Genomic DNA, 13,853 nt, shown 5'->3' with positions numbered 1-13,853 from the left:
GCTCGAAAAGTCCCTTCAGGAGACCTGGGGTTACCTCGAATCAACCACCGTAGACCGCGGGAATCTCTCTCAGCAGTCATCACGGGCTTCCGCGTCGGCTAGCGAAGGGGTGATGCGACCTTGGTCTAGCCCGCCGTTTCGAGCTCACCGCGCGCCTTGGCCGCAGCGACCTGGCGGATAGCATCGGCCAGCGTGTCGGCGTCCTGCGCGCCCATAACGGCATATTTGCCTTCGAGCAGGAAACAGGGCACGCCGGTGATGCCCATGCGCGAGGCGGTGGCGATCTCGTTGCGCACCGCCTCGACATCGGCATCCGTGGGCAGCAGCGTCTCGACCACGGAACCGTCCATGCCGGCTTCGCGGGCGGCTTCGGTTAGGACGGCATGGTCGCCGAGATTGGCGCCTTCCTCGAAATTCAGTTGGAAGAGGCGTCGCACCAACCGGTTCTGCACGTCCTCGCCGGCAGGCCCCGCCCAACGGATAACGCGGTGGGCGTCCAGCGTGTTGGGAGCGACCTTGATGGCGCCGAAGGCGAAATGGATCCCTTCCGCCTCGCCGAGCGGCTCAATGCGCGCATGGATCTGCTGGATGCGTTCTTCGCTGCCGAATTTGCCCAGCATGTATTCGCGGCGAACCATGCCGCCTTGCGGAATGGTCGGATCGAGCTGGAACGGCCGCCAGCGCACGTGCACGTCGATATCGCCGGCAGCGGCGATCGCCCTGTCCAGCCGCTTCTGGCCGATGAAGCACCAGGGACAGACGACATCCGACACCACATCGATGGTGATCGAGTTCTCCGCGCTCATGCTCGTCTCCTTGCTTGGTCGGTGTCAGGCGGGGGATCGCGTCAGTTGGGCTTTCGCCACCATGTCGGCAGCTGATAGCCGAATATGGGCGTCTTTTGCGGATGTTCCAGGTAGCTCCAGTAAGCCAGCCACTGCTGCGTGTTGTATTGCATGGGCACCATGTAGTTGCCCGATATCAGCAGCCGATCGAGAACGCGCACCGCGGCGACATAGTCTTCCTTCGTGCGCGCATTCAGCATCGCGTTGATCGCCGCGTCGACCGCGGGATCGGCGACGCCGGCCAGGTTGAATGAACCCTCCTGCTTGGCGGCGACGGATCCCCAGCGCCCCACCTGCTCGCTGCCGGGCGAGAGCGAATTGTTGAAACCGCTTGTGCCGATCAGCACCTCGAAGTCGAAGCGCTGCTTGCGCGATTGGATTTGATCGCCGTCGAGGCCGCGGATGGTTACATCGATGCCGATCTTCTCCAGCGTGCGCTGATAGAGAGCCGCAAGCCGCTCCTCGTCCTGCGATGACGTCATGATCTCGAAGCCGAAGGGATTGCCTTCAGGGTCGAGCATCCGGCCGTCCTCTACGTGGTAGCCAGCGCTTTTCAGGAGCTCGAAAGCCGCTCGCAGCACCTTGCGGTCCTGGCCGGAGCCGTCGGTGACCGGCGGCCGCCAGGTGCCGTCCATCACCTCGGCAGGGACGCGGCCGGGGTAGGGGGCAAGCAGCGCCTTCTCCCGCTCGTCGGCGGGATGGCCGAGCGCGGACAGCTCGGAGTTCTGCCAGAAGCTCATGGTGCGATTGAACTTGCCGGCGAACAGGTTTTTGTTGGCCCATTCGAAGTCGTAGAGCATGCCGAGGGCGCGCCGCACGACCGGATTGGAAAACTTCGGCAGCCTGGTGTTGAACAGGAAGCCCGTCACCACGGGAGGAATACCGGTGTCGAAATATTCCTGCTTCACATCACCCTTGCGAAAGGCCGGGAAGTCGATATCGCGGTCGCGCTTGACCGGATCGGTCTCGTCGTCGAGGGCGCAGATGCCTTTCTTGAACGCTTCCGTCTTGGCGTTGGCATTGAGAAAATACTCAATGGTGATCTGGTCGAAATTGTCGAAGCCGCGCTTCGATGAGATGTCCTTGCCCCAATAATTGGGATTGCGCTTGAACACGATGCGCTGCCCAGGCTGCACCTTGTCCACGGTATAGGGGCCGCTGCCGATCAGCGGCTTCAGCGTGGTCTTGTCGAAAGTCTCCTTGTCGAAGGCGTGCTTGGGGATGATCGGCGTCAGCGCGACGATCAGCGGAAATTCGCGATTGGCCTTTTCGTTGAAGGTGAACTTCACGCTGTGGTCGCCGGTCTTCTCCAGCCTGGCAATCATGCTCATGCGATCGCTGTAAGGCGGGCGGCCCTTGTCCTTGAAGACATCGTAGGTGAACAGCACGTCCTCCGGCGTCACAGGCTGGCCGTCCGACCATTTGGCCTTGGGATCGAGGTGGAACTCGATGCTCTTGCGACCCGGGTCCATGTCGGCGCTGTCGGCGAGCAGGCCGTAGAGGCTGAAGGGCTCGTTGTAGTTGCGCTGCATCAACGGCTCGAAGACCAGGTTGCCGTAGACCGTGTCGATCATGCCGCGCGCGGTGGTGCGCAGGCTCTTCAGGATGAAGGGGTTGAGATTGTCGAAACTGCCGACGACGCAATAGGTGACGCTGCCGCCCTTCGGCGCATCGGGATTGACGTAGTCGAAATGCGTATAGTCCGCAGGCAGCGCCGGCTCGCCCTGCATGGCGATGCCGTGCTTCGGTTCCGACAAAGCCGGAAGCAGCGAGAGGGCCAGAAACGAGGTCGCGGCGATCAGCCGAACGAGAACGCGGTCCATGACCGTCTCCTTGCCGGGCAGCTTGGTGATTCGACATGCACCCTAGAGCATTTCGCTCCCCGATTGAATCGGCGCGCGCCGGTCGCTTGGGTTCAGTCGACGCATCGCCGATGAGGCTCGTCCAGGGCAGGAGAAGCGGCAAGAAAACGCGGAAACCGGGCTGGATTCGGCGCCGCTGGCAGTGTAACACGCGCTCCGAAGTCATGCTGTTGCCTCATTTGGGCAACAGGTAGCGGGACCACACGGCAGGAAGAAGCCGGTCCCCGGGATCATTTGAGAGGAAAGTGCACCATATGACGAGCAACGCGTATCGCCTTTCGGTGCTGGCCGCAGGCGTGGTCGGCGTTCTGGGCGCCGGGCTTTTCACCGCTTCCGCCCAGCAGCCGCCGCAGATTCCGCAGGGCTGGTTCAAGGCCTGCACCAAGCAGGAAGACGTCGACATCTGCAACGTGCAGAACATCGTCACCGCCGGCAATGGCCAGCTCGTCACCGGCGTCAGCCTGATCGAGCTCAAGGGCAAAGTGAACCGTAAGGTGTTCCAGGTGACGGTGCCGACCGGCCGTCTCGTTCCTCCGGGCATCGGCCTGCAGATCGATTCCGGCAAGGCGCAGAAGCTCGACTATGTGATCTGCTTCCCGGATCGCTGCGTGGCCGAAGTGCCGCTGACCGACCAGCTTGTCGCGTCCTTCAAGAAGGGCCAGCAGATTACGCTCACCTCGGTCAATTTCCAGAACCAGCCGAACCCGATCAAGGTTGCGCTGACGGGCTTTAGCGGCGCCTATGACGGCCCGCCGCTGCAGCAGTCGGACATCGAGGACCGCCAAAAGAAGCTGCAGGACTTCGTCGCCAAGAACAACCAGGACTTCGCCAAGAAGCTTAAGGAAGAGCAGGACAAGGCGAAGACCGCCAACTGATTGTTGGAGCGTTTCTCAAGCATGCAAGAAGCGGGGCAGGCGCCCCGCTTTTTTGTTGTCGCTTGTCCAGCCGTCAGTGTTTCGAGTGACCTTTCGGCTCGTAGCGCCCGTCGGGCAGCTTGTCGAACATCTCGCCGATCTGCGGGTGGCGCACCGGCTCGCCCGACCGGTCCTCGAGCAGGTTCTGCTCGGATACATAAGCGATGTACTCTGTCTCGGAGTTCTCGGCGAGAAGGTGATAGAAAGGCTGGTCCTTGCTTGGACGCATGTCCGCCGGGATCGCTTCATACCATTCTTCGGTGTTGGCGAATTGCGGATCGACGTCGAAGATCACGCCACGGAACGGAAACAGCCGGTGGCGAACAACTTGTCCGATCGCGAATTTGGCCGTCTTCATCGCACTCACCACTTCGGTCCCGAGGCGCCGCAGCGGCTTGCGCGCACAGGGCGCCTAAGGTCTTGAATCTACACGTCACGCGCTCAAAAATCGACCCCGACTTTCGGCTTGGTACGATTTGGCGCAGACGTTGCTCCAATGCAATGCTTTACCGACGCCCTGGCCACCAAGCTACCTATCGGCAGGCGCAATGCTCGGCCGAAAGCGGTAGTTTGCAAATGTGCCTCAGCGCGCGGCCTGTTTCCTGAAGCCGCCGGCGAGCGCCCGAAAACCGCTTCCCGGCCGCAGGCCTTCGCGCATGAAGAAGGCGCGCAGCGGCGCGAAGCTGCCCAGCACGTTGAGGCCGGCGCTGCGCGCAAGCTGCGCCGGGAGCATGTCGGACAGCAGTGACATGTTGAGCAAGTTCACCGCACTGCTGCGCGCCAGGATGTCCGGACGGCGCCGCGTGTCGTAGGCGGCAAGGCTCAGCCTCGACCCGGGATCGTCGCGATTTTCGCTGGCGATTCCAATTAGATCGTCGATATCCCTGATGCCGAGATTGAGGCCTTGTGCCCCGATCGGCGGGAAGACATGAGCAGCCTCGCCGACAAGCGCCACACGGTTTTGCGCGAACCGACCAGGCGAGGCCGCCGAAAGCGGGTAGACTTGGCGGCCGGGCTCGACCGAGACCCGGCCGAGCATGGACTGCATTTGCTCTTCGACCCGAACAGACAGCATGGCATCGTCGAGCGCGGCCAGTTCCTGTGCCGTTTCCGGCTTCACCACCCAGACGAGACTGGAGCGCTTGCCCGGCAGCGGCACCTGCGTGAACGGCCCGGTCTCGGTATGGAATTCAGTTGAGATGAAGCCATGCTCGCTGCGATGGCTGAAATTGAGAACGAGCGCCGACTGAGGATAGGGTCGGGCGGAGGCCCTGATGCCGGCGGCCTCGCGCGCCGGCGACAGGCGCCCGTCGGCGGCAACCGCCAGCGATGCCGAGACCTCACTGCCATCGGCGAGGCTCGCATGTGCGTGGTCGGCGTCGAGCCGCCAGGCATCGACCATCGACTTTCGCCACTCAATGCCGGGATTTGCGGCGACCTTCTTGGCAAGCACCGGGATCAGGATTTTGTTCGGCAGGTTGAGCCCGAACTGCTCCTCGCCGATTTCGCTGGCGCGGAAGGTGACGGTCGGGCTGCGGATCAGCCGGCGCGTTGCGTCGACGATGCGCATCATTTTCAGCGGCGCCGCCTGCGGTCTGAGTTCGTCCAGCACACCCAGCCGGTCGAGCACCTTGAGAGCAGGGTTCATAAGGGCGGTGGTGCGGCCATCGCCGCCGGCGGCCTCGGGGCCAGCCAACGTCACGGCAAAGCCTGCCTCGGCAAAGCCGAGTGCGGCGATCAGGCCGGCCGGGCCGCTGCCGGCGATCAATATGCGGGCTTTGTCACTCTGCTCCACGCCAGGCTTCCATGTTGATGGCGGCCCGTCGGCCTGCATGCGGTATAGGGCAGATCGGCGGACTTGATCAACGCGGCGATTCGGCCCATTCGATTGGCATGAGCGCCCAGGAGCACGATTTCCGCCATCTCGACCGCGCCGGCCGCGCCACGGCGGGACTGGCGCGCAGCCCCCGCCTTGCCGTGATGCTCACTATCGGTGCGGGCGTCGTGCTTGCCTGGTGGATCCTCGCTGCCATGGCTATTCGCGGCGCCGAAAGCCGCGTTGCCGGCGGCGCTCCGGGCGATGCGCTGCTGAAGAACCTGCCGCCATTGCCGCTGCCGGATTTCCTCGACCGGTTCTTCGCTTTGTGCCTTGCGCCGGCGCCGCTTTCAGGCTCGTTGGCGGCGTCGGCGCTCGTCCTGATGTGGTTCATAATGGCGGTGGCGACGATGCTGCCTTCGGCGGCGCCGATGATCCGCACCTATTGCGAGATTGCCGATACCGCTCGGATCAAGGGAGAGCCCGTCGCCCATCCGCTGGTTCTGGTGATGGGATTTCTCGCGACTTGGCTTGCCGCCTCAGTGGCGTTCGCCGCGCTGACGCTCATAATCTATGGCTTTGTCGCCGCGGGACAGGTGCTCGATCCTGTCGTCGGGGTTGCCGGGGCCGCCGCCTTGGCGATTGCCGGCCTCTATCAGTTCAGCGGCTTGAAGCAGGCGTGCCTCAAGAGGTGCCGCAACCCGTTCTCGATCCTGTTCGCCAACTGGAGCGCGAAGCCGGGGCGTGTCTTTCGCCTGGGAGTGGAGCAGGGCATCTGGTGTCTCGGCTGTTGCTGGGCGCTGATGCTGGTCATGTTCGCCGTGGGCGCGATGAACATCTTCTGGACGGCGCTGATCGGCCTGTTCGCTTTGATCGAGAAACAGACCGCGGGCAGGGTGGCCAGTCGGGTTTCCGGTGCGATACTGCTTGTGTGGGCCGCCGCCCTGCTATTAGTTTCCGCGTGAGGGAGATTTCGATGGCCGATCAGAGCTGGGCGATGAAGGGAGAGCTGGTACTCTCCTGCAATTGCACGGTTTTCTGCCCCTGCGTTCTGTCGCTCGGCAGCCATCCGCCGACCGAAGGCTATTGCCAGACGTGGGCCGGGTTCCGCATCGACGCCGGCCATTTCGGCGAGGTCGATCTTTCCGGCCTTAATGTTGGTCTGGTCATGGAAATCCCGGGCTATATGAGCCGCGGCAACTGGAGCGCCGGCCTGTTCATCGACAAGCGCGCCTCCATCTATGCCGTGAAGGCCCTGACAAAAATCTTCACCGGGAAGGCGGGCGGGACCACTTCGCTACTGTCGATTCTTGTTGGAAACTTCCTTGGCGTGGAACAGGTGCCGATCACCTATGAGACGCGTGATAGGACGCGCCTTTTCCAGATACCGCGGATTATCGACGGCGCGGTGACGCCGATACCCGGCAAGGACCGCGACAAAGACACCGTCATTACCAATTCCGAATACTGGATCGCACCGGAAATCATCGTGGCGAAGTCGGACAAGAGCAAGATGCGCGCCTTCGGCCGCAATTGGAATTTCGCCGGCCGTTCGGCCGAGATATGCAAGCTGGATTGGCGAGGCCCGTGAGCAAGAACACAGCGGCCCGGAATGCGGCCAAGAAAATCGCGGAGCGGATTCCGCGGCCGAAGAAGAAAGTGACGTGGCCGCAGGCGCGGGCTTTTTCCGTGCACCTGCTGACTGCGTCCGGCTCGTTCCTCGCCTTCCTGTCGCTGGTGGCGGCGAGCGAGGGACGCTGGACGGCAATGTTCTGGTGGCTGGGGCTGGCGCTCTTCGTCGACGGCATCGACGGCCCGATCGCCAGGAAGCTCGAAGTCAAGGAGATCCTGCCGACATGGTCGGGCGAGCTGCTCGACAACATCATCGACTACGTGACCTACGTGCTTATTCCGGCGTTCGCGCTCTACCAGCGCGGCTTGATGGGCGAGAACCTGTCGTTCCTGTCGGCGGCGATCATCGTCGTCTCCAGCGCGATCTACTACGCCGACACCGGCATGAAGACGAAGGAGAATTTCTTCAAGGGGTTCCCGGTCGTCTGGAACATGGTGGTGTTCACGCTCTTTGTCATCGAGCCGGGGCAGTGGGTTTCATTCGCCGTGGTCGTGGTCGCCGGTATTCTCACCTTCCTGCCGATCAACTTCATCCACCCGGTACGGGTGGTGCGGCTCAGGCCGATCAATCTCGGCATGACGCTGTTATGGTGCGCCTTCGGCGCGCTTGCATTGGCACAGGCCGCACTTGCCTCGTTCTATGACAAGATCGGAGTTCTGAGCGAGCAGGTCAGCATCTTCACCAAGGCCGGCATTACGGTGACCGGGCTCTATCTCGCCTGCATCGGGGGCATTATGCAGATGTTTCCCAATCTTGGCGCCAGGAAATCCTGACTCTAGATCCGGCTTCCGTCCTTTTCCGAGAAAGTTGAGCAATGTCCAAAGCGATCCGCATTCATGCCCATGGCGGCCCCGAGGTCCTGACCTATGAGGAAGCAGATCCCGGCCAGCCGGGCGCCGGGCAGATTCTGATCAGGCATACCGCGATCGGGCTCAACTTCATCGACATCTACCATCGCTCGGGCCTCTACCCGCCGCCCGGCGGCTTTCCGCTGGTCCCGGGCGGCGAGGCGGCGGGCGTGGTGCTGGCCGTTGGCGCCGGCGTCGACTGGCTGCAGCCCGGCGATCGCATCGCCTATGCAGTCAATGTCGGCGGCTATTCGGAAGAACGCGTGATCGCCGCCGACCGCGTGGTAAAGGTGCCGAACGGCATCAGCGACGAGCAGGCGGCGGCCATGATGCTGAAAGGCATGACGGCCGAATATCTGCTGCGCCGCACCTTTAAGGTGAAGGCGGGCGACACGATCCTCTACCATGCCGCGGCCGGCGGTGTCGGCCTGATCCTGGGCCAATGGGCAAAGCATCTCGGCGCGACGGTGATCGGCACGGCAAGCTCCGTCGACAAGGTCGAGCTCGCCAAGGCACATGGCTTCGACCATGTCATCAATTACAAGGAGCAGGATTTCGTCGCCGGCGTCGCCGCCATCACCGGCGGCAAAAAGTGCGACGTCGTCTATGATTCCGTCGGCAACGACACTTTTCCCGCTTCGCTCGACTGCCTGAGGCCGCTTGGCATGTTTGTCAGCTTCGGCCAGTCGTCCGGGCCGATCCCGCCTTTCCCGATGTCGCTTCTGGCGCAGAAAGGCTCGCTCTATGCGACCCGCCCGACAATCTTCGTCTACAACGCCAAACGCGAGGACCTTGTGGCCTCGGCGCAAGCGCTGTTCGAGGTAGTGCTGAGCGGCGCCGTCGAGATCAAGATCAACCAGCGCTACGCGCTGAAGGACGCGGCACAAGCGCAGTCCGATCTCGAGGGCCGCAAGACGACGAGCACAACCATCCTCATCCCCTAAGCCGGCTGCCTTGTTTTTCAGCGCCTTGCCGCGCCTCAGGGCAGTGGTTTCCCCGACAAGCTTACTGGTTTCCCTCTTGCCCTGAACAGGCCTATCTTACCCCTTGAGTTTCCGCTGGAATTCTTGAAGCTCTTTCAAGTTGCGTGCCGCTTTCCGACCGAAGCCGGCCGCGCATACGATACCAGCGGGAACACAGAACATATCCGGGTAACTGGATGGGAGGCACTGTGAGTGCAAATCATGACAGGGCGAACCTGCTGGAGGTTCGTGGCCTTACGAAGATTTTCGGCACGCTGACGGCGTGCAACCATATCGACCTCAACATCGCGAAGGGCGAGATCCACGCCCTGCTCGGCGAGAACGGCGCCGGCAAGTCGACGCTGGTGAAGATGCTGTTCGGCTCGCTGGAACCGAATTCGGGTGAAATTTTCTGGAACGGCCAAGCCGTCAGGATCACCAGCCCCGGCCTCGCCAAGAAGCTTGGCATCGGCATGGTGTTCCAGCATTTCTCGCTTTTCGAGGCGCTGACGGCGGCCGAGAACATCGCGCTTTCGCTGAACGACGGCTCGCCGATCAGCGCGATTGCCGCGAAGGCGCGGGCGCTCTCCTACAGCTACGGCCTGCCGCTCGATCCGGAATCGCTGGTCGGCGATCTTTCCGTCGGCGAGCGCCAGCGCATCGAGATCATCCGTTGCCTCTTACAGACGCCCCAACTCATCATCCTCGACGAGCCGACTTCGGTGCTGACGCCTCAGGAAGCCGACAAGCTGTTCGAAACGCTGGAGCGGCTTCGCGCTGAAGGCAAGTCGATCCTTTACATCTCGCACCGGCTGGAAGAGGTCAAACGCATCTGCGATCGCGCCACGGTGCTGCGCCACGGCAAGGTCGTCGGCCACTGCAACCCGCGCCAGGAGACGGCCGCGTCGCTAGCCCGCATGATGGTCGGCAATGAGGTCAAGGCAGTGGTGCGCGCGCCGGCCAAGGGCATCGAGACCGCGCCGGCATTGCTGGAGATCCGCGGGCTTACCCGCAAGCCGGCGACGCCGTTCGCCATTCCGCTCAAGAACATCAATCTTTCGGTACGCGCCGGCGAGGTGATCGGCATCGCCGGTGTCGCCGGCAACGGCCAAGGCGAGTTTTTCGAATCCGTCTCCGGCGAGGTGCTGCAGCAGGATCCCGGTTCCGTGCGCATCCGCGGCAAGGATGCGGGCGGCGTGTCGATCACCGGCCGGCGGCTGATGGGCGCCGCCTTCGTGCCGGAGGAACGGCTCGGTCACGGCGCGGCGCCGCGGATGAAGCTGTCGGAGAACCTTTTGCTGTCGCGCCATGCCACCGACGGCAAGTCCTTCGTCGGCTCCGGCGGCATGGTCAGGAACGCTTCCGTCTACAGCGCCGCCCAGCGCATCATTGCCGCGATGGACGTGCGCAAGAGCGCTCCCGATCCGGAGGCCGCGGCGCTGTCCGGCGGCAATCTGCAGAAGTTCATCGTCGGCCGCGAGCTCGACCGCAAGCCGAGCGTGATGGTCGTCAACCAGCCGACCTGGGGCGTCGACGCCGGTGCCGCCGCCCATATCCGCCAGGCGCTGATCGAGCTTGCCCGCAGCGGCTCGGCGGTTCTGGTCATCAGCCAGGACCTCGACGAATTGTTCGAGCTGTCGGACGCGATCGCGGTCATGCACAACGGCGAATTGTCCGCGCCGCTGCCGATCGCCGAAGCCACCTTCGAGAGGATTGGCCTGTTGATGGGCGGCGCCGAGCCCGGCCACGCCGAACACAGCATGGAGACGGCATGATGCGCCTCGAACTGGTCAAACGCCCGCAGCGCTCGGCGCTGTTTTCGGTGCTCTCGCCCTTCATCGCCTTCGCGCTGACGATGATTGCCGGCGCCATCATGTTCGCGTTGCTCGGCGTCAATCCGCTCAATGCGTTCAATGTCTACTTTGTTCAGCCGATCAGCGAGGTCTGGCAACTGCATGAACTGGCCATCAAGGCGGCGCCGCTGATCCTGATCGCCGTCGGCCTGTCGGTTTGCTACAAGGCCAACATCTGGAACATCGGCGCCGAAGGTCAGTTCATTCTGGGCGGCATCTTCGGCTCGATCATCCCGGTGCTGTTCCCCGAATTCGAAGGTCCGCTGGTGCTGCCGCTGATGCTCTTGCTGGGCATGGTCGGCGGCGCCCTTTATGCGGCCATCCCGGCGCTGCTGAAAACCCGCTTCAGCACCAACGAGATCCTGACCAGCCTGATGCTGGTCTATGTGGCGCAGCTTTTCCTCGACTGGCTGGTGCGCGGACCGTGGCGCGACCCGCAGGGCCACGGCTTCCCGCAGACCATCCAGTTCGGCGACTCGGCCGTCCTGCCGGAATTGATGCCGGATGCCGGCCGCGCCAATTGGGGCTTCGTCTTCGCGCTGGTCGCCGCTGTCACGGTCTGGCTGATGATGAGCCGCATGCTGAAAGGTTTCGAGGTCCGCGTGCTGGGCTCGAGCCCGAGGGCAGGGCGCTTCGCCGGCTTCGGCCTCAGCAAGATGGTCTTCTTTACTTTCCTGCTGTCCGGTGCATTGGCTGGCCTTGCCGGTATCTCGGAAGTCTCGGGCGCCATCGGCCAGCTACAGCCGGTGATCTCGCCCGGCTATGGCTTCACCGCCATCATCGTCGCCTTCCTCGGGCGGCTCAATCCGCTCGGCATCGTCGCGGCAGGCCTGGTGCTGGCGCTGACCTATCTCGGCGGAGAGGCGGTGCAGAGCGCGCTCGGCATCTCCGACAAGGTGGCGCGCGTGTTCCAGGGCATGCTTTTGTTCTTCGTGCTCGGCTGCGACACGCTCATTCATTATCGCATTCGTCTGATCGGCTTTGCCGCGCCACGACTCGAGGCCGCGCCCACGCTGGAGGAGGCACGCTGATGGACATCACCGTCAACATCCTTTTGACCATCGCGACCGCGGCGACGCCGCTCTTGATTGCGGCGATCGGCGAGCTGGTGGTGGAACGCTCCGGCGTGCTCAATCTCGGCGTCGAGGGCATGATGATCATGGGCGCCGTCGGCGGCTTCGGCGCGGGGTATCTTACCGGATCTCCCTGGATCGGGCTGCTTGCCGCAATCGTCGTCGGCGCGCTGTTTTCGCTGCTCTTCGCCGTTATGACGCTTTCCCTGGCGACCAACCAGGTGGCGACCGGCCTGTCGCTTACGCTGCTCGGGCTTGGCCTCTCCGGCATGATTGGCACCAGCTTCGTCGGCCAGCCTGGCGTCAGGCTGCCGAACCTCGACATCCCCGGCCTGACCTCGATACCGGTCGTCGGCAAGCTGATCTTCGGCCAGGACCCGTTGTTCTACGTCTCGATCGGGCTCACCGCCGCCGTGATGTGGTTTCTGTTCAGGACGCGCACTGGCCTCACGCTGCGCTCGATCGGCGACAGCCACGCGTCGGCGCATGCGCTCGGCATCAAGGTCATCCGCTACCGTTACCTCGCCGTGATCTTCGGCGGCGCTTGCGCCGGGCTTGCCGGCGGCCACCTGTCGCTCGTCTACACGCCGCAATGGGTCGAGAACATGAGCGCGGGACGCGGCTGGATCGCGCTGGCGCTGGTGGTCTTTGCGTCCTGGCGTCCGTGGCGGGTGCTGGCCGGCGCTTACATCTTCGGCGCGGTGTGGATCGGCCAGCTTCATGCACAGGCTTTCGGCATTCCTGTACCGTCCCAGTTTCTTTCTTCGCTGCCCTATCTGGCAACCATCGTGGTTCTCGTTCTAATCTCGCGGAACAAGCGGCTGACGATGATGAACACGCCGGCTTCGTTGGGGCAGCCATTTGTTCCGGATCGTTGACGACAACAAAAAGACGGGAAGCTCCAAGGCTTAACTCAGAGAGGTAACACGATGAAGAAACTGCTTATTGCGCTGATGACCACGGCCGCGGCCCTGTCGCTGGCGGCAACCGCCGAGGCGGCCGACAAGCTGAAGGCATGCTGGGTTTACACGGGGCCGATCGGCGACTTCGGCTATTCCTATCAGCACGACCAGGGTCGCCTCGAGGTGGAGAAAGCGCTCGGCGACAAGGTCGAGACCGCCTATCTCGAGAACGTCTCGGAAGGCCCGGACGCCGACCGCGCCTTTGAGCGCCTGGCGCGCGAGAAATGCAAGATCATCTTCGGCACATCGTTCGGCTTCATGGACGCCGAGGTTAAGGTCGCCAAGAAGTTCCCGAAGGTGATGTTCGAGCACGCCACCGGCTACAAGACGGGCGACAATCTCGGCATTTACAACGCGCGCTTCTATGAAGGCCGCTATGTGCTCGGCCAGATCGCGGCCAAGGAATCGAAGAAGGGTCTTGCCGGCTACATCGTCTCCTTCCCGATCCCGGAAGTGGTGATGGGCATCAACTCCTTCATGCTCGGCGCGCAGTCGATCAATCCGGACTTCAAGGTGAAGATCGTGTGGGTCAATACCTGGTTCGATCCGGGCAAGGAAGCCGACGCCGCCAAGGCGCTGTTCGACCAGGGCGCCGACATCATCGTCCAGCACACCGACTCGACCGCCCCCCTGCAGGTCGCCGAGGAGCGGAAGCTGCATGGGTTCGGCCAGTCGTCGGACATGATCAAATTCGCGCCGAACGCGCAGCTGACCTCGCTCACCGACGAGTGGGGCCCGTATTACATCAGCCGCGTGCAGGCTGCCCTCGACGGCACCTGGAAGCCGGACAATGTGTGGCTTGGCATCAAGGATGGCGCCGTCAAGCTCGCGCCCTTCACCAACATGCCTGACGACGTGAAGGCAATGGCGGAGGCGACCACCAAGAAGATCGCCGATGGCTGGAACCCCTTCACCGGCCCGGTGGCGAAGCAGGACGGCTCGCCTTGGCTGAAGGACGGCGAGGTCGCCGACGACGCCACGCTGCTCGGCATGAATTTCTACGTCAAGGGCATCGACGACAAGCTGCCGCAGTAAACAGCAGCCTGGCATCAAAACAAAAAGGGCGCCCCACCGGCGCCCTTTCA

The 13,853-nt window shown here is 63.1% G+C and carries 13 protein-coding genes; 9 read left to right on the top strand and 4 right to left on the bottom strand.

The features are described 5' to 3' along the window. Positions 1 to 125 precede the first annotated feature (125 nt). Positions 126 to 806 carry a DsbA family oxidoreductase gene (locus P9254_RS00745; RefSeq protein WP_278055769.1) on the bottom strand — a complete coding sequence of 227 codons (681 nt, stop codon included), beginning with the start codon at positions 804 to 806 and terminating at the stop codon, positions 126 to 128. Between the two features lie 41 nt (positions 807 to 847). Beyond that, positions 848 to 2,668 carry an extracellular solute-binding protein gene (locus P9254_RS00740; RefSeq protein ID WP_127403541.1) on the bottom strand — a complete coding sequence of 607 codons (1,821 nt, stop codon included), beginning with the start codon at positions 2,666 to 2,668 and terminating at the stop codon, positions 848 to 850. Between the two features lie 293 nt (positions 2,669 to 2,961). Between P9254_RS00740 and P9254_RS00735 the strand changes: the two genes are divergently transcribed. Next, a complete protein-coding gene (locus P9254_RS00735) occupies positions 2,962 to 3,582 on the top strand; it encodes an invasion associated locus B family protein (protein WP_066989819.1) in 621 nt (206 codons plus the stop codon). A 73-nt stretch (positions 3,583 to 3,655) separates the two neighbouring features. Here P9254_RS00735 and hspQ read toward each other — a convergent pair whose 3' ends face one another. Both hspQ and P9254_RS00725 read right to left on the bottom strand, forming a co-directional pair. Next, a complete protein-coding gene (gene hspQ, locus P9254_RS00730; RefSeq protein WP_066989816.1) occupies positions 3,656 to 3,979 on the bottom strand; it encodes a heat shock protein HspQ in 324 nt (107 codons plus the stop codon). Between the two features lie 225 nt (positions 3,980 to 4,204). Further along, positions 4,205 to 5,455: a UbiH/UbiF family hydroxylase gene (locus P9254_RS00725; RefSeq protein WP_442920285.1), complete on the bottom strand. Its 1,251-nt coding sequence runs from the start codon at positions 5,453 to 5,455 to the stop codon at positions 4,205 to 4,207. Positions 5,456 to 5,514: 59 nt separating this feature from the next. On the opposite strand from P9254_RS00725, the gene P9254_RS00720 reads away from it, so the two are divergent. The 8 genes from P9254_RS00720 (at position 5,515) to P9254_RS00685 (ending at position 13,803) form a co-directional block, all read left to right on the top strand. Then, a complete protein-coding gene (locus tag P9254_RS00720) occupies positions 5,515 to 6,402 on the top strand; it encodes a DUF2182 domain-containing protein (RefSeq protein ID WP_127243480.1) in 888 nt (295 codons plus the stop codon). 11 nt (positions 6,403 to 6,413) lie between these two features. After that, on the top strand, positions 6,414 to 7,028 hold the full coding sequence (locus P9254_RS00715) for a DUF1326 domain-containing protein (protein ID WP_278055776.1): 615 nt from the start codon (positions 6,414 to 6,416) through the stop codon (positions 7,026 to 7,028). Further along, complete coding sequence (gene pcsA, locus P9254_RS00710; RefSeq protein ID WP_405023120.1) at positions 7,001 to 7,843, top strand: phosphatidylcholine synthase; 843 nt, start codon at positions 7,001 to 7,003, stop codon at positions 7,841 to 7,843. Before P9254_RS00715 ends, pcsA begins: the two co-directional genes overlap by 28 nt. Before the next feature lie 41 nt (positions 7,844 to 7,884). Continuing rightward, positions 7,885 to 8,862 (top strand): quinone oxidoreductase family protein, encoded by a 978-nt coding sequence (locus P9254_RS00705; RefSeq protein ID WP_278055778.1) that lies wholly within the window; start codon positions 7,885 to 7,887, stop codon positions 8,860 to 8,862. A gap of 215 nt (positions 8,863 to 9,077) precedes the next feature. Next, complete coding sequence (locus P9254_RS00700; RefSeq protein WP_067320061.1) at positions 9,078 to 10,655, top strand: ABC transporter ATP-binding protein; 1,578 nt, start codon at positions 9,078 to 9,080, stop codon at positions 10,653 to 10,655. Further along, entirely contained in the window at positions 10,652 to 11,764 is a 1,113-nt protein-coding gene (locus tag P9254_RS00695; RefSeq protein ID WP_278055781.1) for an ABC transporter permease, read from the top strand. Before P9254_RS00700 ends, P9254_RS00695 begins: the two co-directional genes overlap by 4 nt. Further along, positions 11,764 to 12,684: an ABC transporter permease gene (locus P9254_RS00690; protein WP_278054425.1), complete on the top strand. Its 921-nt coding sequence runs from the start codon at positions 11,764 to 11,766 to the stop codon at positions 12,682 to 12,684. The genes P9254_RS00695 and P9254_RS00690 overlap by 1 nt, the downstream gene beginning before the upstream one ends. Positions 12,685 to 12,735: 51 nt before the next feature. Then, complete coding sequence (locus P9254_RS00685; protein WP_066989795.1) at positions 12,736 to 13,803, top strand: BMP family ABC transporter substrate-binding protein; 1,068 nt, start codon at positions 12,736 to 12,738, stop codon at positions 13,801 to 13,803. The last annotated feature ends 50 nt before the right edge of the window (positions 13,804 to 13,853 follow it).

Source organism: Mesorhizobium sp. WSM4983, assembly GCF_029625765.1.
In the GTDB taxonomy this organism is placed as follows: domain Bacteria; phylum Pseudomonadota; class Alphaproteobacteria; order Rhizobiales; family Rhizobiaceae; genus Mesorhizobium.
Note: the sequence above shows the minus strand (reverse complement) of the source record. Positions and strands in the feature narration are given on the sequence as shown.

Excerpts from the sequence above, each read along its gene's own strand:
- P9254_RS00725 (WP_442920285.1), bottom strand. The coding sequence starts at position 5,455 with ATGCAGGCCGACGGGCCGCCATCAACATGGAAGCCTGGCGTGGAGCAG.
- P9254_RS00685 (WP_066989795.1), top strand. The coding sequence starts at position 12,736 with ATGAAGAAACTGCTTATTGCGCTGATGACCACGGCCGCGGCCCTGTCG.
- P9254_RS00690 (WP_278054425.1), top strand. The coding sequence starts at position 11,764 with ATGGACATCACCGTCAACATCCTTTTGACCATCGCGACCGCGGCGACG.
- P9254_RS00740 (WP_127403541.1), bottom strand. The coding sequence starts at position 2,668 with ATGGACCGCGTTCTCGTTCGGCTGATCGCCGCGACCTCGTTTCTGGCC.
- P9254_RS00705 (WP_278055778.1), top strand. The coding sequence starts at position 7,885 with ATGTCCAAAGCGATCCGCATTCATGCCCATGGCGGCCCCGAGGTCCTG.
- P9254_RS00735 (WP_066989819.1), top strand. The coding sequence starts at position 2,962 with ATGACGAGCAACGCGTATCGCCTTTCGGTGCTGGCCGCAGGCGTGGTC.
- P9254_RS00715 (WP_278055776.1), top strand. The coding sequence starts at position 6,414 with ATGGCCGATCAGAGCTGGGCGATGAAGGGAGAGCTGGTACTCTCCTGC.
- P9254_RS00695 (WP_278055781.1), top strand. The coding sequence starts at position 10,652 with ATGATGCGCCTCGAACTGGTCAAACGCCCGCAGCGCTCGGCGCTGTTT.
- P9254_RS00720 (WP_127243480.1), top strand. The coding sequence starts at position 5,515 with ATGAGCGCCCAGGAGCACGATTTCCGCCATCTCGACCGCGCCGGCCGC.
- P9254_RS00700 (WP_067320061.1), top strand. The coding sequence starts at position 9,078 with ATGGGAGGCACTGTGAGTGCAAATCATGACAGGGCGAACCTGCTGGAG.
- pcsA (WP_405023120.1), top strand. The coding sequence starts at position 7,001 with ATGCAAGCTGGATTGGCGAGGCCCGTGAGCAAGAACACAGCGGCCCGG.
- hspQ (WP_066989816.1), bottom strand. The coding sequence starts at position 3,979 with ATGAAGACGGCCAAATTCGCGATCGGACAAGTTGTTCGCCACCGGCTG.
- P9254_RS00745 (WP_278055769.1), bottom strand. The coding sequence starts at position 806 with ATGAGCGCGGAGAACTCGATCACCATCGATGTGGTGTCGGATGTCGTC.